Source organism: Leeuwenhoekiella sp. H156, from assembly GCF_052218455.1.
Taxonomy (GTDB): domain Bacteria; phylum Bacteroidota; class Bacteroidia; order Flavobacteriales; family Flavobacteriaceae; genus Leeuwenhoekiella; species Leeuwenhoekiella parthenopeia.
Map to the genome: position 1 here is coordinate 2180327 of NZ_CP197499.1, position 22674 is coordinate 2203000.

16 protein-coding genes are annotated in these 22674 nt (G+C 42.6%); 15 read left to right on the forward strand and 1 reads right to left on the reverse strand.

Annotated features, from left to right (window positions below):
- Positions 1–135 precede the first annotated feature (135 nt).
- From rimP to infB, 3 genes are read left to right on the forward strand one after another with little or no spacing between them, the layout of a single operon-like run.
- Positions 136–600: a ribosome assembly cofactor RimP gene (rimP, locus tag ACSSS3_RS09500; protein WP_442847364.1), complete on the forward strand. Its 465-nt coding sequence runs from the start codon at positions 136–138 to the stop codon at positions 598–600.
- 9 nt (positions 601–609) lie between these two features.
- Complete coding sequence (gene nusA / locus ACSSS3_RS09505; RefSeq protein WP_228230480.1) at positions 610–1839, forward strand: transcription termination factor NusA; 1230 nt, start codon at positions 610–612, stop codon at positions 1837–1839.
- Between the two features lie 54 nt (positions 1840–1893).
- Positions 1894–4647, forward strand: a complete 2754-nt coding sequence (gene infB / locus ACSSS3_RS09510) for a translation initiation factor IF-2 (protein WP_442847365.1) — start codon at positions 1894–1896, stop codon at positions 4645–4647.
- A 416-nt stretch (positions 4648–5063) separates the two neighbouring features.
- Here infB and ACSSS3_RS09515 read toward each other — a convergent pair whose 3' ends face one another.
- Positions 5064–5450 carry an SPOR domain-containing protein gene (locus ACSSS3_RS09515; protein WP_442847366.1) on the reverse strand — a complete coding sequence of 129 codons (387 nt, stop codon included), beginning with the start codon at positions 5448–5450 and terminating at the stop codon, positions 5064–5066.
- 219 nt (positions 5451–5669) lie between these two features.
- Between ACSSS3_RS09515 and ACSSS3_RS09520 the strand changes: the two genes are divergently transcribed.
- The 12 genes from ACSSS3_RS09520 (at position 5670) to ACSSS3_RS09575 (ending at position 22659) form a co-directional block, all read left to right on the forward strand.
- On the forward strand, positions 5670–7022 hold the full coding sequence (locus ACSSS3_RS09520) for a c-type cytochrome (protein WP_442847367.1): 1353 nt from the start codon (positions 5670–5672) through the stop codon (positions 7020–7022).
- A 57-nt stretch (positions 7023–7079) separates the two neighbouring features.
- Positions 7080–10172 (forward strand): TAT-variant-translocated molybdopterin oxidoreductase, encoded by a 3093-nt coding sequence (locus ACSSS3_RS09525; protein ID WP_442847368.1) that lies wholly within the window; start codon positions 7080–7082, stop codon positions 10170–10172.
- Between the two features lie 33 nt (positions 10173–10205).
- Entirely contained in the window at positions 10206–11996 is a 1791-nt protein-coding gene (gene nrfD / locus ACSSS3_RS09530; protein WP_442847369.1) for an NrfD/PsrC family molybdoenzyme membrane anchor subunit, read from the forward strand.
- A gap of 2 nt (positions 11997–11998) precedes the next feature.
- Positions 11999–12538 (forward strand): DUF3341 domain-containing protein, encoded by a 540-nt coding sequence (locus ACSSS3_RS09535; protein WP_228230488.1) that lies wholly within the window; start codon positions 11999–12001, stop codon positions 12536–12538.
- Between the two features lie 3 nt (positions 12539–12541).
- Complete coding sequence (locus ACSSS3_RS09540) at positions 12542–13213, forward strand: c-type cytochrome (RefSeq protein ID WP_228230490.1); 672 nt, start codon at positions 12542–12544, stop codon at positions 13211–13213.
- A gap of 21 nt (positions 13214–13234) precedes the next feature.
- On the forward strand, positions 13235–14638 hold the full coding sequence (locus tag ACSSS3_RS09545) for a quinol:cytochrome C oxidoreductase (RefSeq protein WP_442847370.1): 1404 nt from the start codon (positions 13235–13237) through the stop codon (positions 14636–14638).
- 27 nt (positions 14639–14665) lie between these two features.
- Entirely contained in the window at positions 14666–15733 is a 1068-nt protein-coding gene (locus tag ACSSS3_RS09550) for a cytochrome c oxidase subunit II (protein ID WP_442847371.1), read from the forward strand.
- A gap of 31 nt (positions 15734–15764) precedes the next feature.
- Entirely contained in the window at positions 15765–17594 is a 1830-nt protein-coding gene (locus ACSSS3_RS09555) for a cytochrome c oxidase subunit I (RefSeq protein WP_442847372.1), read from the forward strand.
- Between the two features lie 133 nt (positions 17595–17727).
- The gene (ruvB, locus tag ACSSS3_RS09560; RefSeq protein WP_228230495.1) at positions 17728–18750 is read left to right on the forward strand and encodes a Holliday junction branch migration DNA helicase RuvB; all 1023 of its coding nucleotides are present in this window, start codon (positions 17728–17730) and stop codon (positions 18748–18750) included.
- Between the two features lie 22 nt (positions 18751–18772).
- Positions 18773–20092, forward strand: coding sequence for a cytochrome P450 (locus ACSSS3_RS09565; RefSeq protein WP_442847373.1), 1320 nt, complete (start codon positions 18773–18775; stop codon positions 20090–20092).
- A gap of 1 nt (position 20093) precedes the next feature.
- Positions 20094–21020: a tRNA epoxyqueuosine(34) reductase QueG gene (gene queG, locus ACSSS3_RS09570; RefSeq protein WP_228230500.1), complete on the forward strand. Its 927-nt coding sequence runs from the start codon at positions 20094–20096 to the stop codon at positions 21018–21020.
- Positions 21021–21177: 157 nt separating this feature from the next.
- Complete coding sequence (locus tag ACSSS3_RS09575) at positions 21178–22659, forward strand: MFS transporter (protein WP_228230501.1); 1482 nt, start codon at positions 21178–21180, stop codon at positions 22657–22659.
- Positions 22660–22674: the final 15 nt, after the last annotated feature.

Genomic DNA, 22674 nt, shown 5'->3' on the forward strand with positions numbered 1-22674 from the left:
GGCTGTATTAAAGTTAAGCATTTAATAGTGAGGAGCTTCTATTTTATATGTTGATAAATATTATTATATTTGCACTGTTGAATTAAGAAACTAATCTGAGGGGACACTTAAAAGTCCCCTCTTTTTATAGGGCCAATGTTGAAGGAACGTGTTAAAGAGCTTCTTGACGAAGCATTCGAAGAGTATACCTCACTGTTTTTAATAGATTTTAGTGTAAAAGGCGCTAATGAAATCAGCGTTATAATCGACGGTGATGAGGGTGTTACCGTGCAGGATTGCGTAAACGTGAGTCGCAAAGTTGAGCACAATTTAGACAGGGAGTCTGAAGATTTTTCCCTGGAGGTTGCCTCTGCAGGTGCTACCGAACCTTTGGTAAATATGCGCCAGTATAAGAAAAATATAGGTCGTGATCTTGAAGTCAAGCTTAATGACGGTTCAAAATTAACCGGTACTCTTGATGCTGTTACCGATGCGGGTATTCTGCTTTCCTGGAAAGAACGGGTGCCTAAAGAGGTAGGTAAAGGAAAAACGACGGTAGAGAAAAATGAGGAAATCGCCTATGACGCGATAAATCAGGCAAAAGTTAAGATCAAATTTTAAGAATATAGAATGGAAAATATTGCGTTAATCGAATCATTTTCAGAGTTTAAAGACGATAAACTCATAGATAGAGTAATGCTTATGGCAATACTCGAAGAAGTTTTTAGAAGTACCTTAAAAAAACGTTTCGGTAGCGATGATAATTTTGATATCATCATCAACCCGGATAAAGGTGATTTAGAAATATGGCGTAATCGTGTGGTGGTCGCTGATGGCGAGGTAGAAGATGAGAATTCTGAAATTAGTCTTAGTGAAGCCCGCAGAATCGAGCCTGACTTTGAGGTTGGAGAGGATGTTTCTGAAGAGGTGAAGCTTATCGATTTGGGAAGACGCTCCATTCTGGCTTTGCGTCAAAACCTGATCAGTAAAATACACGAGCACGATAATACCAATATTTACAAGCAGTTTAAAGAACTTGAAGGAGAGTTGTATAATGCAGAGGTGCACCATATACGACATCGTGCAATTATCCTGCTGGATGATGAGGGCAACGAGATTATTATGCCTAAAGACAAGCAAATCCCTTCAGATTTTTTCCGCAAGGGCGAAAACGTAAGGGGTATTATTGAAAGCGTAGAGCTTAAAGGAAATAAACCGGCAATAATTATGTCGCGTACCTCACCGCTTTTCCTTGAAAAATTATTTGAATCTGAAATTCCCGAAGTTTTTGATGGTCTTATCACGGTTAAAAAAGTCGTGCGAATTCCGGGAGAGAAAGCCAAAGTGGCTGTAGATTCTTACGATGACCGTATAGATCCGGTGGGTGCCTGTGTGGGGATGAAAGGTTCTCGTATTCACGGTATCGTACGTGAGTTGGGTAATGAGAATATCGATGTGATTAATTATACCAATAACCTGCAATTGTACATCACCCGAGCACTAAGTCCTGCAAAAATCACGTCAATCAAGATAGATGACGAGAATAAAACCGCTGAAGTTATGCTTAAGCCCGAAGAGGTGTCTAAGGCTATAGGTCGTGGCGGTCATAACATCAGACTTGCCGGGCAGTTAACGGGTTACGAGATCGATGTGTTTAGAGAAGGTGTTGAGGAAGATGTTGAGCTTACCGAATTCTCTGATGAAATCGAGGATTGGGTGATTGCCGAATTTTCAAAAATAGGTTTAGACACCGCAAAAAGTATTTTAGAACAAGACGTAGAAGATCTGGTTAGAAGAACAGACCTGGAAGAAGAAACCGTACTTGATGTGATGCGTATTCTTCGAGAAGAGTTTGAATAATAATAGGAGAATACAGGTTTTTTAGGTTAATTTTATAGCGAATTAAAGCAATTTATGGCAGAAGTAAAGAACATGAGATTAAACAAGGTATTGCGTGAACTTAATATTTCACTCGACCGTGCCGTTGATTTCCTAAAGGAAAAAGGTTACGATGTTGAGGCGCGCCCTACTACTAAAATCTCTGCCGAAGTATACGAGGTATTATCAGATCAGTTTCAGACTGATGCTAATAAAAAAGTAGCATCAAAAGAAGCTGCTCAGGAGAAACAAAAGGAGAAGGAAGCTATAAGACAGGCTCGCGAAGAGGAAATCGAGGAGAAGCGACAGGATCGCGCACCCGAGAAAGAAGTGATTCGCGCTAAAACTAACCTTCAGGGTCCTAAACAGGTAGGTAAGATCGATCTCGATCGTGCCGGTAAGCCTAAAGAGAAAGAGGCTCCAAAGGAAGAGAAGATCGAAGAAAAACCGGTTGAAGAGGTTAAACCCGAGGTTAAGCCTAAGGTTGAAGAGCCCGTGGCTAAGAAAGAAGAGCCCGCTAAGCCTGTTGAAGAGAAGAAAGAACCGGTTAAGGTCGAAAAACCTGCACCGGCGCCAGCTAAGCCTGTTGAAGAGAAAACCAAGAAAGAGGCTCCAAAACTCGGGGATGATGTGGTCAAAACCGACTATAAGAAGTTGGAGGGACCTAATTTCACCGGTGAGAAAATAGATCTTTCGCAGTTTAAAAAACCGGAAAAGAAAAAGAAACCTACTACCAGTAATGATGATCGCAAGCGTAAACGCAAGCGTATCAGCAAAACTCCGGGGGCAAATCCTAATGCAGCAGCGGGCAACAACCGCGGTCGCAGTAACAACAATCAGCGTGGCGGAAGCCGAAGAGGCGCTCAGGTTGTTAAGGAAGAGCCTACAGAAGAAGAAGTACAAAAACAAATACGGGAGACCCTTGAAAAACTTCAGGGTAAATCCAATAAAGGAAAAGGAGCGAAATACCGTAGAGATAAGCGTGATCAGCATCGTCAAAAGAACGAGGATGAGATGGCGCAGCAGGAAGCAGAAAACAAAGTATTGAAAGTGACGGAGTTCGTAACCGTTAGCGAAGTGGCTACGATGATGGATGTTTCGGTTACTCAAATCATTTCTGCCTGTATGTCTTTAGGTATGATGGTAACGATGAATCAGCGTCTGGACGCAGAAACTCTTTCTATTGTAGCCGATGAATTTGGTTATGAGGTTGAGTTTGTGAATGCAGATATCGAAGAGTCTATAGCTGTGCAAGTTGATGCTCCCGAAGATCTTAAGCCGCGAGCTCCTATCGTAACCGTTATGGGTCACGTTGATCACGGTAAAACATCTTTGCTCGATTATATTCGTGAAGAGAATGTAATTGCCGGCGAAAGCGGGGGTATTACCCAGCACATTGGTGCTTATGGTGTAACCCTGAAGAATGGTCAGAAAATAGCATTTTTGGATACTCCGGGTCACGAGGCCTTTACGGCGATGCGTGCACGGGGTGCTCAGGTTACTGATATTGCGATTATCGTGGTTGCAGCAGACGACGATGTGATGCCGCAAACCAAAGAGGCGATTTCGCACGCTCAGGCGGCAGGAGTTCCTATAATATTTGCGATTAACAAGGTAGATAAGCCTACGGCCAATCCTGAAAAAATCAAAGAGCAATTGGCTGGTATGAACCTGCTTGTTGAAGACTGGGGAGGTAAGATACAATCGCACGATATTTCTGCCAAAACCGGGCAGGGTGTAGAAGAGCTTCTGGAAAAAGTATTGCTTGAAGCTGAAATATTAGAACTTAAGGCAAACCCGGATAGACGTGCAAACGGTACCGTTGTAGAGGCCTTTTTAGATCGCGGACGTGGTTATGTTTCTACTGTTCTCGTTCAATCAGGTACTTTAAAAATAGGTGATTATGTACTAGCTGGTACCAATAGTGGTAAGATTAAGGCTATGCACGATGAGCGCGGTAAGGAGGTTAAAGAGGCCGGTCCTGCAACTCCGGTTTCAATCCTGGGATTGGATGGCGCGCCACAGGCAGGTGATAAGTTTAATGTGATGGAAGATGAGCGTGAAGCTAAAGACATCGCAAACAAACGTACGCAGCTGCAGCGGGAACAATCGGTACGTACTCAGAAACACATTACGCTTGATGAAATAGGTAGACGTATCGCTCTTGGAGACTTTAAGGAGCTTAATATTATTCTTAAAGGTGACGTGGATGGTTCGGTTGAAGCCTTGACAGATAGTTTTGGTAAGCTTTCTACCGAAGAGATTGTTGTAAACATCATTCATAAAGGAGTAGGTGCAATTACTGAAAGTGACGTGTTGTTGGCATCGGCTTCAGATGCGATCATTATAGGCTTTAATGTGAGACCTGCCGGTAATGCCAGACAGGTAGCTGACAAGGAAGAAATCGACATCCGTACCTATTCTATTATTTACGATGCGATTAATGATCTTAAGGATGCCATGGAAGGTATGTTGTCGCCGGTGATGAAAGAGGAAATAACAGGTACTGCTGAAATACGGGAGACCTTTAAAATCTCTAAAATCGGTACCATTGCCGGATGTATGGTTACTTCCGGTAAAATATACCGCAACTCGGGCGTGCGTTTAATACGTGACGGAGTGGTGGTTTATACCGGAGAGTTGGCTTCATTGAAGCGCTTTAAGGATGATGTTAAAGAAGTAAGTAAAGGTTACGACTGTGGTATGCAGATCAAGAATTACAATGACATCCGCGAAGGAGATATTGTTGAAGCTTACCAGGAAGTAGCTGTTAAGAAGAAGCTGAAATAAGAAATAACATTTTAAGTTTTAAAAAGAGGTTGCCTCAGGCAGCCTCTTTTTTTTGTGGCTCGGAGAATAGTCTATTCGTTGGTTTTTCCAGAATCCAATGGCTTGAGGAAGATTCAATCCGTTTTGGTTAGGTATAGGCTGAAGGATGCCCGGCGATATGTATTTACAGTGTAGCCATCGTGCTGCCTTCTTGGTCTACAAAAACTGTTATAAAGTGTGGGTGCAGTGTGGGTTCACTGTGGCTTCAGTGTGGGTTCATTTGGGTTTTGACAAGGGTATTCCAGAAGTCTTAAATGGCTTTTTTCAGGGGCGGGAGATCGACGGTTCTATCATCAGATGATCCTGTGATATCTCAAGGTATTGCATAAAAAAAGGCGATCCTAAGAACGCCTTTCCTTGAGAATATCCTGATGTTATTACCTCTCAGGTTTCATAACAAAAGCATTTGGAAAGGTTTTTTGAATTTGTAATAGGGCACGGTCGGCCTCAAGTCGGTTTCTGAAATTGCCTATCCATACCTTATAATTAGGGCTTTCGTAAACGATACTCGGCTCCCAGTTGTCGTATTTAGAGCGATAACGCGATTGTATGCTGTTGGCTTCGGTAATTGAACCGTAAAAAAGCTGAATTTTATAGCGATCGTTAAGCTCATTATTGCTGGCCATTTTTGATTTGATGCTGAGCAATTCGCTGATTCTATTATCCTGATTTATAGAGACACTTCCGCTTTGCGCAAAGGAAGTCGCTTGAATGAGCATTCCAAAAAAACCTAAAAAAGTGAGCTTCAGTAAAGTATTTTTCATTGCTAAAATTGTTTTTGTAAAAGTAAAAGTAATAACTCAAATGCGTATAGATTTATTATTTAGAACAGATATAAATTAGTTCTTAACGCTTTGCTAACACTTCAAAATTCCACTTCTAAGTCTTACTTTTGCGATCAAATTTGTCGGCATTGTTTTTAGTTTTTAAAAGCATTAAACACTTAGATAGATGCCGCGCTAAGATGACAATTCTATCATACTATGAAACAGGGTAAAAACCTTAATTCAGCTTCTCGATTTTCTTTAATCACTCTGGCTTTATTGCTTTCATTCTCTTCTTTTCTGTTTGCTCAGGAGGATACGACTGCAACTGCTGATGCAGCCGGAGCGGCAGAATCTGAAACCTCACCTGCGGCTCAGGGAGGTGATGCTGCGGCCGGTAAGGCATTGTTTAATGCAAATTGTGCGGCTTGTCACAAATTGTACGACAGGGCTACGGGTCCTGCATTGTATAATGTGACTGAGCGTCGTGACCGCGAATGGTTGTATCGTTGGATAAAAAATAATAAGGAATTGCGTGATTCAGGTGATGCTGAAGCAATTGCTATTTACAATGAGTACAATCAAACCGCTATGAACGCCTTTCCGCAACTTAGTAATGCGGACATAGATGATATTCTTGCCTATACCAATACTCCCAAGCCAGAACCTGTAGCTCCTGCTGAACAAGCCGGAGGCGGAGGTGGTTCCGGGGATGGTGTTTCAAGCACGGTAATTCTGGGTATTCTTGCGGTTGTGTTGGTGATGCTGGTTGCTGTGTTGTTTCTTGTGAATAATACATTGCGAAAGTTTGCTGTTGCACAGGGTGTTGAACTTCCGGTTAAAGAATCACGCAAGCCAATCTGGAAAGCCTTTGTTGAAAATCAGTTTTTAGTATTGGTTTCTGTAATCGTATTGCTTTTAGGTGGTGCCTATTTCGCTTACGGCTGGATGATGCAGATAGGTGTTGATCAGGGTTACGAGCCTATTCAACCTATACACTATTCACACCGAATTCATGCCGGTGAGAACCAGATCGAATGTAAATACTGTCACTCTTCTGCACGTACGAGCAAGCACTCAGGAATTCCTTCTTTGAATGTGTGTATGAACTGTCACAAGAGTATTTCTGAAGTTGCTGATGCCACCAGTGAGTATAGCTCAGTTACTGAAGATTATTCTAAAGAATTTTACGATAAGGAGATCCAGAAGTTATATAAAGCAGTAGGTTGGGATCAAACCACGCAATCTTACACCGGGGAGACTCAGGCTGTAGAATGGGTGCGCATTCACAATCTTCCTGACTTTGCATACTTCAATCACTCGCAGCACGTAAGTGTAGCTGATATTCAGTGTCAAACCTGTCACGGTCCTGTTGAGGAGATGGAGATTATGTATCAGTATGCTCCGCTTACCATGGGCTGGTGTATTAACTGTCACCGTGAGACTAACGTTAAGATGGATGGTAACCCATACTACGAAAAGATTCACGAAGAGCTTTCTAAGAAGTACGGTGTAGAAGAGTTGACAGCTGCTCAAATGGGTGGTCTGGAGTGTGGTAAATGCCACTATTAATAGATAAAGAATACGTGTAGTCTGACTCGCGTTCCAAAATAAATAACAATAGATTTTATGTCATCAAACAAGAAATACTGGAAAAGTGTTGAGGAGCTAAATGAAAATAGCTCTATTGTTGAGGCGCTTAAGCATAATGAGTTTCCGCATGAGATTCCTACTGATGAATTTCTGGGAAACAAAGATACTTTGGATTCTTCCTCAACTACGCGTCGTGATTTCTTAAAATACGTTGGTTTTTCTACTGCCGCAGCTTCGCTTGCGGCCTGTGAGGGGCCTGTGGTGAAGTCCATTCCTTATGTGGTTGCTCCAGAACGCATTACCGTTGGTAAGGCAGATTATTATGCCACTGTGATGGCAGATGGTTTTGATTTTGCGAGCGTGCTGGTTAAAACCAGAGAGGGTAGACCTATCAAAATTGAAAATAACAAGATGGCCTCTGTTTTAGGAGGTAATAATGCTCGTGTTCACGCTTCAGTACTTTCTATGTACGACACTAAGCGTTTGCAAGGGCCAAAAATTGACGGCAGTTCGGTGAGCTGGTCGGAGTTTGATCAAAAACTCGGTCAGAAGCTTAATGGCTTGGCAGGTAAAAGCATTGTGTTGCTTACCCAGACTTTTGCCAGTCCGTCAACAACAAAATTAATAGCTGATTTTTCGGCTGCCTATCCTAATGTGAAGCATGTAACTTATGATTCAATAGGAGAAAATGCCGCGCTTGATGCTTTTGAGAGTAAATACGGAATGCGTGCATTGCCGGATTACGATTTTTCTGAAGCAGAAGTTATCGTTTCGGTTGGTGCTGATTTGCTGGGTGACTGGCAAGGTGGTGGGTTTGGGCCTACTTACGCAAAAAGCCGTGTTCCCAAGAATGGGAAAATGTCCCGCCACGTTCAGTTTGAGGCTAACATGACTTTGTCTGGTGGTAATGCTGATAAGCGTGTGCTGGCTACTCCATCAGAGCAAAAGAAAATCGTTGCGGCTATCCAGAGTTTGATTTCCGGTGGAAGTGCTAATACAGGTCTTTCTCCCGAACTTGACGCTGCTGTAAAGAGTGCTGCAAAACAACTTCGCAATGCAGGAAGCAAAGGTGTGTTTATCACCGGTGTTGATGATGCCAATGCTCAGATGGTTGCTTTGTCGGTAAATGAAGCTTTAGGTAGTACTATTATTGATACTGCTGCTCCAAAAATGACCCGTCAGGGAAATGCACAGGCAGTAAACCAGTTAGTTTCCGATATGAATTCGGGTGCTGTGGGTGCACTGTTTGTGGTGGGTGTGAATCCGGCATACAGTCTTCCTAATGTAAACGAATTTAAATCAGGTCTTGAAAAGGTAGAAGTACGTGTTTCTTTCAATATGAAAGAGGATGAGACCGGGTTGCTTTGTAACTATTTAGCTCCAACTCCGCATTATTTGGAGTCCTGGGGTGATGTTGAAATGAAAAAAGGTTACGTATGCTTGATGCAGCCTACGATTAAGCCTCTGTTTGATACGAGACAGTTTCAGGAATCACTTTTGAAGTGGACCAACAACGATATGTCTTATTATGATTACCTGAAGTCTAACTGGACTAATGCTGAAAAGAGTTTTAATCAGGCGCTTCAGGATGGTATAGCTTCAGGTGTTATGACTCCTGCGGCAGAAACTGCTGAAGTTACTGAAGAAAGTATCACTTCTAATGGAGCGATTACGCTTTCAAGTGCGCTTGCGGCTTTGGTTCAGGAGGGAGAATCTGCAGGTAATGGTTTTGAGCTTACGTTATATTCCAGTACCGGTTTGGGTAATGGTGAGCAGGCAAACAACCCCTGGTTGCAGGAATTCCCTGATCCAATCACCAGAACTTCCTGGGATAACTACCTGACGATGTCTAAGAAAGACGCAGATCGTTTAGGTGTAGAAAATGAAATTACTTCTAAAGGCGCACTTAACGGTAGCTACGTTACAGTTACACTTGGTGATGTTACTTTAGAAAACGTACCGGTATTTATTCAGCCCGGTCAGGCTCCGGGATCTGTAGGTCTTGCTCTGGGATACGGTAAGAAAGCTGCGGTTCAGGAAGAGATGCAGGTGGGTGTTAACGCCTATCCGCTTTATAAAGACTTTAAGTCTACCCAAACCGTGCAAATTAAGAAAACCGGTGGATGGCATGAGTTTGCCTGTGTTCAGATGCAGAACACCATGGCCGGTCGCGCAGATGATATTATTAAAGAAACCACGCTTGAGATCTTCAATACTAAAGATGCCAGTGAGTGGAACCACGTAGGTCACGTAGATTACAATCACTCTGAGATTTCAGTTCGTGATAAGAATGCTGATATCTGGGAATCGTTTGATGATACCTTTGGTCCGCATTTCAATCTTTCTATAGATCTTAACGCCTGTACCGGTTGCGGAGCTTGTGTGATTGCGTGTCACGCCGAAAACAACGTTCCGGTTGTAGGTAAGCAGGAAGTTAGAAACTTTAGAGATATGCACTGGTTGCGTATTGACCGTTATTACTCTTCTGAAGATACTTTTGCAGAAGAAACCAAAGCACTGGAAGAGCTTCCTGCTATGGATAGCTATTCGGTTGTTGAGATTCAATCTTATGACAATCCGGAGGTTGCATTTCAGCCGGTGATGTGTCAGCACTGTAACCATGCACCTTGTGAGACGGTGTGTCCGGTGGCGGCGATTGGTCACGGTAGACAGGGTCAAAACCAGATGACGTATAACCGTTGTGTGGGTACCCGTTACTGTGCAAACAACTGTCCTTATAAAGTGCGTCGTTTCAACTGGTTCCTGTATAGCGAGAATGATGAGTTTGATTATAATATGAACAACGATCTTGGTCGTATGGTTCTAAATCCTGATGTTACAGTGCGTTCACGTGGGGTTATGGAAAAATGTTCTATGTGTATTCAGATGACTCAGAAAACAATTCTTGATGCCAAGCGCGAAGGACGCGTCATTGAAGACGGTGAGTTTGCAACAGCTTGTAGCAATGCCTGTGATATGGGTGCGATTAAGTTTGGTGATGTAAACATCCCGGACTCTGAAATTGTAGCTCTTAAAAACGATAAACGCAAGTATTATTTACTGGAAGATATAGGTGTTAAGCCTAATGTATTCTACCACGTAAAAGTTAAGAATACTGCTGAAGCTTAATCTAGTTTAAAATATAAATATCAATATATTAATATGTCGTCACACTACGAAGCACCCATAAGAGAGCCTTTGATTCTTGGAGAGAAATCTTACCACGACATTAGCGTGGATGTAGGTGCTCCTATCTTAGGGAAGGCCAATAAATCTTGGTGGATTGTATTTTCTATAGCGCTTGTTGCATTCCTATGGGGCTTGGGCTGTATTGTATATACCGTTTCTACCGGTATTGGAGTTTGGGGTCTCAATAAAACCATTGGTTGGGCCTGGGATATTACCAACTTCGTTTGGTGGGTAGGTATTGGTCACGCCGGTACTCTTATCTCTGCGGTATTACTTTTATTCCGTCAAAAATGGCGTATGGCTATCAACCGTTCTGCGGAGGCGATGACTATATTTGCTGTTGTTCAGGCCGGTTTGTTCCCAATTATTCACATGGGTCGTCCTTGGTTGGCGTATTGGGTACTTCCTATTCCGAACCAGTTTGGTTCACTTTGGGTAAACTTCAACTCACCACTACTTTGGGACGTGTTTGCGATCTCTACGTACCTATCGGTTTCGTTAGTATTCTGGTGGACCGGTCTTCTGCCTGACTTTGCGATGATCAGAGACCGTACTAAGAGTCCGTTTCAGCAAAAAATATATGGTATCCTAAGTTTTGGATGGAGTGGTCGCGCTAAAGACTGGCAGCGATTTGAAGAAGTTTCGCTGGTGCTTGCAGGTCTTGCAACTCCACTGGTACTTTCGGTACACACGATTGTATCTTTTGACTTTGCAACTTCTGTAGTTCCCGGATGGCACAGTACTATTTTCCCTCCGTATTTTGTGGCGGGTGCAATTTTCTCCGGTTTTGCGATGGTGCAAACGCTGCTTTTGGTAATGCGAAAGGTTGTTAGCCTGGAGAATTATATCACCATTGTGCACATTGAATTTATGAATAAGGTAATTCTGCTTACCGGTGGTATCGTAACGGTAGCATACCTTACCGAATACTTCATCGGTTGGTATTCAGGAGTTCCTTATGAAAACTATACCTATCTGTCTTTTGGAGCTGCAACAGGACCATACTGGTGGGCATTCTGGGCGCTTATTATATGTAACCTGATTGTGCCGCTAACCCTTTGGGTTAAGAAGTGGAGACGTAATATCCTGTGGACATTCATCGTGGCTCTTGTGATTAATATCGGGATGTGGTTTGAGCGTTTTGATATTATTGTAATCTGTTTGAGTAAAGACCGTTTGGCATCTAGCTGGTCTATGTTCTCGCCAACTTTTGTAGATATTGGCGTATTTGTAGGTACAATTGGATTCTTCTTTGTATTATTCCTATTGTATGCACGTACATTCCCGGTTATTGCACAGGCTGAAGTTAAGAGTATTCTTAAATCATCAGGTGCGCGTTACAAGCGTATCCGGGAGTCAGGTAAAGACCTTGCCGGTACTGCAACAGATAAACGTACTTCTACTTATGCGGAGCGTCCTGCATCATTAAGCGTAGCTTCAAATGCAGGTGCGACACATCATCAGTCAACTGTAAATGCAGATGCACTGGTAGATACCGAAGCTAAGAAGGCAGAAATTGATATGATACTTGCGCGTATTGGTACGTATGATCCTGCGACCCAAACTCCTGATGATCTTACGAAGATAAGTGGAGTAGGTCCTGTGTTGGAGCAAAAACTGCATCAACTGGGGATTTATACCTATGATCAGGTTAGTAAAATGACAAAAAAAGAATACGATTTGTTAGATGAAATTATCGATGCATTCCCGGGTAGGGCAGAGCGCGATGATTGGGCAGGTCAGGCACAAAAACTTAAAAACTAATTATGGCATCAGGAAACGTTCTACATGTGCTTTATAATGATGATGACGTCCTTATGAAAGCAGTAAAGGAAATACGTGCAAAAAAGTATCGAATCACCGAGGCTTACACACCATTTCCTGTTCACGGTCTCGATAAAGCGATGGGCTTGCCTCATACGCGCCTTGCAATATGCTCTTTTATCTATGGTCTTATAGGTTTAAGTGTGGCTACTTTAATGATGAATTTTATTATGATTGAAGACTGGCCAAGAAACATAGGTGGTAAACCCAGTTTCTCTTATTTGCAAAATATGCCGGCTTTTGTGCCTATTATGTTTGAGTTGACCGTATTTTTTGCAGCTCACCTTATGGTGATAACATTTTATCTAAGAAGTAAAATATGGCCATTTAAAAAAGCCGAAAACCCGGATCCTCGTACAACTGATGATCATTTTCTGCTTGAAGTAGATGCCGCAGGTCACGATATCGATTCGCTGTCGAAGTTTCTTTACGAGACAGGAGCATCAGAAATAAGTCTAATTCATAACGAAGAACACGCTTAACAAATGAAAAATAGTATCAAAATAGTATCTTCATTAGTCATGCTGGTTTTGATAGTTTCTTGTCAGGACAAAGACTACAGAAACTATGAATACATGCCAAACATGTATGAGGAAGTAAGTTATGAGGCTTATGGAAAGTATGACGTATTTCCTAATCAAATGGAGGCTATGCAGCCGGTGGAAGGAAGTGTGTCTCGCGGTTGGATGCCTTACGAATATGAAAACAGTACCGAAGGTTATGCAGCAGCGAAGGCAAATCTTACCAATCCGGTGCCGTATACTGAAGATAATTTAAACGAGGGTAAAGGGCTTTATACCATTTATTGCGCTATTTGCCACGGTGATAAAGGTGATGGTAAGGGTACACTTGCCGAGCGCGAAAAAATTCTGGGTATACCTGCTTATAACGATCAGGGTAGAGCCATTACAGAAGGTAGCGTGTACCATGTGATGTATTATGGTCTGAATACTATGGGATCTTATGCGACACAGACTACCGAGCGTGAATTGTGGTTGATCAATCACTACGTTATGGACCTTAAGGATGCATTAGACGGTAAGCCTAAGCGTGCCTTTGAAGGTGAGACTGCTGCCGAAGAGGAAACTCTGGTAGAACAGGAAGAAATGACTGAAGAAGGGCAGGTGATGTCTGAAGAAGCACAAACTGAAGAATAATAAAGGCAGGATATTTCAATTATGTACAAGTTTTCTAGTAAATTAAGACTTTTCGCCATAGTTTGTATGGTACTGGGTTTAATAGGATTAGTATTTGGATTCTTATCTGTTCCCGGAACAGTTGAAGAAGCTAACGAAATTCTTGCAGCACAGGAAGCTCACCACAGTGGAGGTGAGGCGCATCACGAGGATGGCGCAGCCCACCACGAAGAAGGAGCTGAACATCATGAAGAAGCTAACTTTGTTGACGAAGTTAAGGGAGAGCCTGGCTATTCTGAAAGAGCAATGGCCGGTGATAAAGATATGGGTCATGCTGCACACGATGATGGCGAGCATATGGAGCACGTATTGCACCAAATGCAAACCAAACCCTGGTCGGCTACTTTTATTGCAGCTTTCTTTTTTATGATGATTGCTTTGGGAACCCTGGTTTTCTATGCAATTCAAAATGCAGCACAGGCAGGATGGTCTCCGTTGCTGTTTCGGGTTATGGAAGGTATAACCGCCTATTTACTTCCCGGTTCTGTGATTGTTTTGTTGATTGTTATTTTTGCAGGCGAGCATTTCTATCCCTGGATGAATCACGAACTCGTTGCTGAAGATGAAATTCTTCAGGGCAAATCGGGTTACCTTAATTTCCCATTTTGGTTAATTCGCGGAATCATTTATGTTGCAGGATGGAATCTATACCGTTATTTCGTAGTGAAGAACTCCAGAGATCTGGACACTGCTGAAGGTCTTCAGCCTTATAAGAATATTTTTAAATATTCTATTTACTTCCTTGCATTCTTTATTGTAACCGAGTCTACAATGGCCTGGGACTGGTTCATGTCTATGACGCCACACTGGTACAGTACTCTTTTTGCGTGGTATATCTTTGCCAGCATCATTGTATCTGCAGTAACCGTTATCGCTATAGTAACTGTTTCATTAAAAGCGATTGGTCAACTTGAGTTTGTTAACGACAGTCACCTGCACGATCTTGCTAAGTTTATGTTTGGTTTCAGTGTTTTCTGGACCTACCTTTGGTTTGGTCAGTTTATGCTGATCTGGTATGCAAATATTCCGGAAGAGGTTACTTATTTCATTCTAAGAATTCAGGAGTATAATCCTATCTTCTTTGGTATGCTTATACTTAACTTTGTATTCCCAATCTTAATATTGATGAATAGTGACTTTAAACGTGTATCCTGGTTTGTAGTTATCGCCGGTATCATTATCCTGGTAGGACACTATATAGATATATTCTTACTGGTAATGCCGTCTACAGTAGGGCCTTATGGTTCTTTTGGTATCACCGAGCTGGCAGCACTGCTTTTCTTTCTGGGTCTTTTTATATTCACCGTTGGAATGGGGCTGTCTAAGGTGTCATTACGACCTAAGAATAATCCGTTCCTGGTAGAAAGCGAACATTTTCACTATTAATAGCAACGAAACAGAAAAAACACACCAATGACCGTTTTTTTAGTACTTATTGTAATCGCACTCTTTGCCGTGGCAATCTGGCAAATGAGTAAAATATATGCACTCTCTAAAGGGAACTCACAAGGGGATAACGGAGAAGTAGCTAATGGGAAAGATAACCGTATCAACGCCAAATTAATGGTGATGTTTATGGTTTTCCTATACTTCCTGATGTTCTATTGTTTCTGGCATTATTCTAAATTTTATTTGCCTGAAGCTTCATCTGCACACGGGAGCAAGTATGATAACCTGATGTTTATTTCTATTGCTTTGATCATGGTTGTTCAGGTGATCACGCAGTTTTTACTTCACTTCTTTGCCTATAAATACAAAGGAGAAAAAGGTAAGCGTGCATTGTTCTATGCAGATAACGATAAGCTTGAGTTTATCTGGACGATCATTCCTGTTATCGTATTGGCTGGTCTTATTATCTATGGCCTTTTCACCTGGTCTGATATTATGAACTTTGAGGAAGATGAAGATGCTCTGGTAGTTGAGCTGTATGCACAGCGTTTTAACTGGAAAGCCCGTTATGCCGGAGATGATAATATTTTAGGAGATGCCAACGTGCGCTTTATCGAAGGAATAAATCAGTTAGGTATTGACCCTAGTGATACAGACGGTAGTGATGATGTGGTGACTACAGAATTGCATTTGCCTGTTGGAAGACAGGTTGTTTTCAAGCTGCGTTCTCAGGACGTGCTGCATTCTGCCTATATGCCTCATTTTAGAGCTCAAATGAACGTGGTTCCGGGTATGATTACCCAGTTCTCATTTACCCCAACTGTTACGACAGAAGAGATCAGAGAAACAGATTATATGCAGGAAAAAATGCGTACCATTCAACAAATACGCAATGAAAAAAGCAAGGTACTAGTGGCCAAAGGCGAACCTGCACTTGATTCTTACGACGAATTTGATTATTATTTGCTATGTAATAAAATTTGTGGTAAAAGTCACTATAATATGCAGATGAAAATTATTGTGGAAACTCAGGAAGAATATGATGAGTGGATAAAAGGTCAGAAGACCTTTGCACAAAGTATGACCGAGTAAAAAAAAATTGAGATTTAAAAGAAAATAAATTATGTCAGTAGATGCTACAGCTTTAGACCATCATGCCCACGACGATCACGGGCATCATGATCATCACCAGACGTTTATAAGCAAATATATTTTTAGTACAGATCACAAGATGATCTCAAAGCAGTACCTGATTACAGGTTTGCTTATGGGTGTTATTGGTATCGCCATGTCTATCTTGTTTCGAATTCAGCTCGCCTGGCCGGAACAAAGTTTTACCATATTTGAGATATTTCTGGGTAAATGGGCTCCGGAAGGGGTTATGGATGCAAGTATCTATCTGTCATTGGTAACGATACATGGTACCATTATGGTGTTCTTTGTATTGACTGCGGGATTAAGCGGTACGTTTAGTAACCTGTTAATTCCACTTCAGATTGGTGCCCGCGATATGGCTTCAGGATTCTTAAACATGGTATCATACTGGTTGTTTTTTCTTTCTGCAGTAATTATGGTTTGTTCGCTGTTTGTAGAGGCGGGGCCGGCAGCAGCAGGTTGGACGATTTATCCTCCGCTTAGTGCATTGCCAAATTCGATATCTGCATCTGGTGCGGGTATGACGCTTTGGTTGGTGTCTATGGCAATCTTTATCGCTTCATCTCTATTAGGTTCACTAAACTATATTGTTACAGTGATCAATATGAGAACTAAAGGGATGTCTATGACCAGACTTCCGCTCACCATCTGGGCATTCTTTGTGACTGCTATTATTGGTGTGGTTTCTTTTCCTGTTCTTTTATCTGCGGCTTTATTGCTTATTATGGATAGAAGCTTTGGTACCTCATTCTTCCTTTCTGATATTTATATTGGTGGAGAGGTATTACACAACCAGGGAGGTTCTCCGGTACTTTTTGAGCACTTATTCTGGTTCCTGGGTCACCCGGAGGTATATATCGTATTGCTTCCGGCATTGGGTATTTCTTCTGAGGTTATTGCGACCAATGCGAGAAAGCCGATTTTCGGTTACCGCGCTATGATCGCATCTATTCTGGCAATCGCATTCCTTTCGACCATCGTTTGGGGTCACCACATGTTCGTGTCGGGTATGAACCCATTCCTTGGGTCGGTATTTACATTTACTACACTGCTGATCGCTATACCTTCAGCGGTTAAAGCCTTTAACTATATTACTACCCTATGGAAAGGTAATCTGCAGTTTAACCCTGCAATGCTTTTCTCCATCGGTCTGGTTTCTACCTTTATAACGGGTGGTCTTACCGGTATTATTTTGGGTGATAGCACGCTGGATATTAACGTACACGACACCTATTTCGTTGTGGCTCACTTCCACCTGGTAATGGGTATCTCGGCATTGTACGGTCTTTTTGCCGGGGTTTACCACTGGTTTCCTAAAATGTTTGAAGGGCGTATGCTTAACAAGAACCTGGGTTATGTACACTTCTGGGTTACCGCTATAGGTTCGTATGCGGTATTCTTCCCTATGCACTTTATAGGTATGGCCGGTTTGCCTCGTAGATATTATTCAAACACGGCATTCCCGTATTTTGATGATTTAGCTGACGTAAATACGATGATTACTGTTGCCGCTATCATTACTGCCGCAGTTCAGCTGGTATTCTTATATAACTTTATTTCTTCTATTTTCTACGGAAAAAGAGGTCCTAAGAACCCCTGGAAGTCTAATACTTTAGAATGGACAACCGAGCTTAAGCACATCCACGGAAACTGGGAAGGTGAGATTCCTCACGTTTACCGTTGGTCTTATGACTACAGTAAGTTAAATGAAGATGAAACGGATTATGTAATTCCGGGTCAGGATTATATCCCTCAAAACATCCCGTTACAACCGGGAGAGGAAGAAATGAATCACTAAAAAATCTTAGAATAATAAAAAACCCGCATCAAGCGGGTTTTTTAGTTTTAGCAGGTTTTGATGCGAATGCTAAATTTTAGTCTGCATCTGCCGGCTGCTATTATTAGCATCTGCTATTTCTTATATTTACGTTATGAATGAAAATTTAGATGCAAGCGGGGAAGCCTTTACACCCGAAGAGTTTGACGTAGAGCGTGCTCTGAGGCCGCTAAGCTTCAGTGATTTTGCCGGACAGGAACAGGTACTTGAGAATCTGGAGATTTTTGTTCAGGCTGCAAACCGTAGAGGAGAGGCTTTAGACCATACCCTTTTTCACGGTCCTCCGGGATTGGGAAAGACAACTCTTGCCAACATCCTGGCAAATGAACTCCAGGTAAACATAAAGGTCACCAGTGGTCCTGTTTTAGACAAGCCGGGAGATTTGGCGGGATTGTTGACTAATCTGGAAGAGCGGGATGTGTTATTTATTGATGAAATTCACAGGCTAAGTCCTGTTGTGGAGGAATATCTCTATTCGGCCATGGAGGATTATAAGATTGATATCATGATCGAAAGCGGTCCCAATGCGCGTACCGTTCAGATTAATCTCAATCCGTTTACCCTTATTGGCGCTACCACCCGTTCAGGTCTGCTAACCGCACCTATGCGGGCACGTTTTGGAATATCTTCCCGTCTGGAGTATTACAATACCGAATTGCTGACGACCATTGTGCAGCGTAGTGCAGAGATTCTTAAAGTACCCATAAGTTTAGAAGCTGCGATCGAGATTGCAGGCAGAAGCCGGGGGACTCCGCGTATTGCCAATGCGCTGCTGCGCAGGGTGCGTGATTTCGCCCAAATAAAGGGTAACGGGAGCATTGATATTGCCATTGCGCGTTTTGGTCTTAAAGCCCTCAATGTAGATGCACACGGTCTTGATGAGATGGATAATAAAATACTGGCGACTATTATTGATAAATTTAAGGGTGGCCCTGTAGGAATTACAACTTTGGCAACTGCCGTTTCAGAAAGTGCAGAGACCATCGAAGAGGTATATGAGCCTTTTTTGATACAGCAGGGTTTTATTATCCGCACCCCAAGAGGTCGGGAGGTTACCGAAGCTGCTTACAGGCATTTAAAACGAGTTAAGGGTCCGGTTCAGGGAGGTCTTTTCTAAATCTTTTAGTTAATCCATTTCTATGGCAGATTTTCCGATAGTGCCCGTGCATAAGTTCTTAAGGTCGGCCTTTAAGATACTGAAGAACCCCCTGCCTTTTCATAAGAAAAACTTCAGGGAAAAAGGAGATACGTTTTGGCTGAAATTAGGTTTCGGTAAGAGTGTGGTTTTTTCGCGTAATGCCGCATTTGCCCAATACGTGCTTCAAAAAAATCAGAAAAACTACACCAAGTCACCCATACAAACGCAGGATCTTGCAAAATACGTAGGCAAGGGCTTACTCACGGCAGAAGGTCAGCATTGGGCAACTCAGCGCAAGCTTATTCAACCCGCTTTTCATAAAAAGCATTTGGCACAACTCATCGCTAAAATGCAGGAGGTTATTGAAGCCGAACTCGATAAAATTAAAACCGATCAGCCTTTTGATGTCTTTCCGGTTTACAATGACCTGGCTTTTCAGACGGTGGTACAGGCTTTGTTTAGCGGAGCGGCAGATCAGAAAGTCATTAACAGACTGCAGCAAATAACCGAAGAAGCTCAGGCTATGCTGGTGAAAGAGTTGCGTCAGCCCTATTTAGGTTGGTGGTTTAAAATCTCCGGTAAACTGCAGGATAATATTCAAAAAACCCGGGAGGCCCGCAAATTGCTGGAGCAGTTGGTCGAAGAGCGCCAGGCTTTAGGAGTGCGGCAGGACGATCTGCTCGATATGTTACTCGATGCCCGTTATGATGACGATACTGCAATGAGTAAAGATCAGCTTGTAGATGAGATATTTATTCTGTTTGTTGCCGGGCACGAGACTACTTCAAATGCACTGACTTTTATAACGCAGCTGCTCGGTTTGCATCCCGAAGTGCAACAGCGCGTATATGAGGAAGCCAAAGCCTGTGAGCACGAAGATTTGGGACTTCAGTTAAGAAGCCTCACGTACACCAATCTGGTTATAAACGAATCTATGCGGTTATATCCGCCGGCTTATTTTATAGACCGAATCGCGCTGCAGGAAGATTCGTTTGAGAATTACAAGATAAAGGCCGGCACCAGTCTGCTTTTTTCCATTTATGAGATACACAGGCATCCGGATTTTTGGGAGGAACCTGAAAAATTCAATCCCTTGCGGTTTGAAGACGAGCGCCTGCTTAAATATTCACCCTATTTTCTTCCTTTTGGAGCCGGTCCGCGTATGTGTATTGGCAATAATTTTGCGATGTACGAAATGATTTTGGCAGTTGCAGCTCTGGTGAAGCGGTATGAGATCATTTCAGACGGAAGGCCTATAGAAATTAAACCACTCATAACCCTTAAGCCTCAAAACGCTTCGCTTACCTTCAGAAACCGTTAACGTGAACACTAAAACTACAAACACACAGTTTATAAAAGCCGAAGCAAAACGTCTGGGCTTTATGTCGTGTGGAGTGTCCAGGGCAGGCTTTCTAGAAGACGAGGCCCCGCGACTCGAAGACTGGCTTTCTAAAAACCGGCACGGCGAAATGGGATATATGGAAAACCATTTTGATAAACGTCTGGATCCAACTCTGCTGGTGCCCGGTGCGAAAAGCGTGGTTTCTCTATTGTTTAATTACTTTCCTGAAGCGCAGCAGCGGAAGGATAGCTTTAAGATTTCAAAATACGCTTACGGTACCGATTACCATTTTGTGATTAAAGACAGGCTGAAAGAATTGCTTTTCAATATTCAGGAAAAAATAGGTAAGGTAGAAGGGCGGGCCTTTGTCGATTCGGCACCTGTTCTTGATAAAGCCTGGGCGGCCCGAAGCGGTTTGGGTTGGATTGGTAAAAACAGCAATCTGCTTACAAAGCAGGCAGGTTCTTTTTATTTTATAGCCGAATTGATTATTGATCTGGATTTGGATTACGATACACCGGTAACTGACCATTGCGGTTCCTGTACGGCCTGTATTGATGCCTGCCCCACTCAGGCCATTGTTGATCCGTATGTGGTAGATGGCAGCAAATGCATCAGTTATTTTACCATCGAACTAAAAAACGAAATCCCCGCCTATGCGCAGGATAAGATGGAAGACTGGATGTTTGGCTGTGATATCTGCCAGGATGTATGCCCCTGGAATCGCTTCTCCAAACCCCATAACGAGCCTCTTTTTGAACCCCGGCCTGAGATTCTTAACTATTCAAAGTCAGAATGGAAAGAACTCACGCAGGAAGTTTTTTCATCTGTTTTCAGGAAATCACCGGTAAAGCGCACCAGGTACGAGGGTCTGATGCGCAACATTGCTGCGCTTTCTCAAAAATAACGACTCAATTCTTACCGTTAATTTCTAAATATGCTGTTAATATTTTAAGCTATTCGTGTATATTGTCAAACGTTTTTCAAGATTCAATCATCTACAACGTTTTAATTTTTTGATTTGCAAGATTTAGTCAAACCGAAACAATACGCTATCAAATAGTATGAATAAGATTATAAGTGCCATTCGCAAGCCTAACCTTTCTTTCTGGCAGATATGGAATATGAATGTAGGATTCTTCGGAATTCAATTTAGTTTTGGTTTACAGCAAACCGCTATAAATCCTATTTTCTCTTTTCTAGGGGCAGATCACGCCGAATTACCCTTGTTAAACCTTGCAGGTCCTGTAACGGGATTAATTATTCAGCCTATAATTGGTGCTATATCAGATAAAACCTGGTTGCCCAAATGGGGTGGTCGACGCAAGCCCTTCTTTTTAATCGGTGCGATTCTGGGAAGTTTGTGTTTGCTGGCTTTTCCCTATAGTTCTGAGCTTTGGTTTGCCGTAGGTTTATTGTGGATTCTTGACGTGGGTAACAATACGGCGATGGAGCCTTACCGCGCGTTTGTAGGGGATAAGCTCAATGATGATCAGATTACTTTTGGCTACCAGATGCAAAGCTTGTTTGTGGGAGCCGGGATTACGATTGCAAATTTCTCACTTTTCTTATTTCAGGACTGGTTTGGGGCACCCGCCGAAGAAGGCGCTGCTCTTTGTTCGAGCGCTACCGAGACGATCTCAAGTATTCCGACCTGGGTGTATTATTCTTTCTTTCTGGGAGCCTTTAGCTCTATTGCTACCGTGCTTTGGTCGGTGTGGAAAACCCCCGAAATTCCCCCTACTGATGAAGATTTGGCCGAATTAAAACGGGAAAAGGCAGAGTCAACCTTTGCTTCGCGTTTGTTTGAACCCATTATCGAAATTGCCGGTGCCATTGGTAAGATGCCAACAATGCTTAAGAAGTTGGCCGCGGTTTACTTTTTTCAATGGTATGCCCTGTTTGTTTATTGGCAGTTTATCACGCCGATGTTGCGCAGCAGTATGTACGGTTTATCGCAGGAAGACAATACGCGTTTTGAGGGCATTATGGAAGCCTGCAGAAGCGGTGGTGTGATCGGGACCGGGGATACCGCATTTGCTCAAAATTTTCAGCAGGTGTCTGAACAGGCATTGGCGCAAACGGGATTGATGAACGGTACCTATAACTTTGTGACGATGATTGTGGCTCTGGCTCTGGTGCCATTCGCTAAAAAGTATGGTTCGCGCAATGTGTATGTGATTAGTTTAGTGCTTACCGGGGTAGCCATGCTGAGCATGCCGTATATCAAAAATGAATACGCATTACTGGTCCCGATGATCCTTTTCGGTATCGGTTGGGCAGCTATGATGGGTATTCCCTATTCTATGGTTTCAAAAGTTATTCCTGAAGAAAAACGCGGGGTATATATGGGCATCGTTAATATGATGATAGTGATCCCTATGCTTATACAAACGGTAACTTTTGGTCCTATTATTAAAAATCTGCTCAACGACAATGCAGTGAATGCGATTTTATTTGGCGGCGTATTCTTTATTATCGCCGCATTATTGGCTCTTCGTCTTAAAAAGAGCTATTCTTCAGATAAAATTTACATACCAGAATAAACGCAGTATACGTTT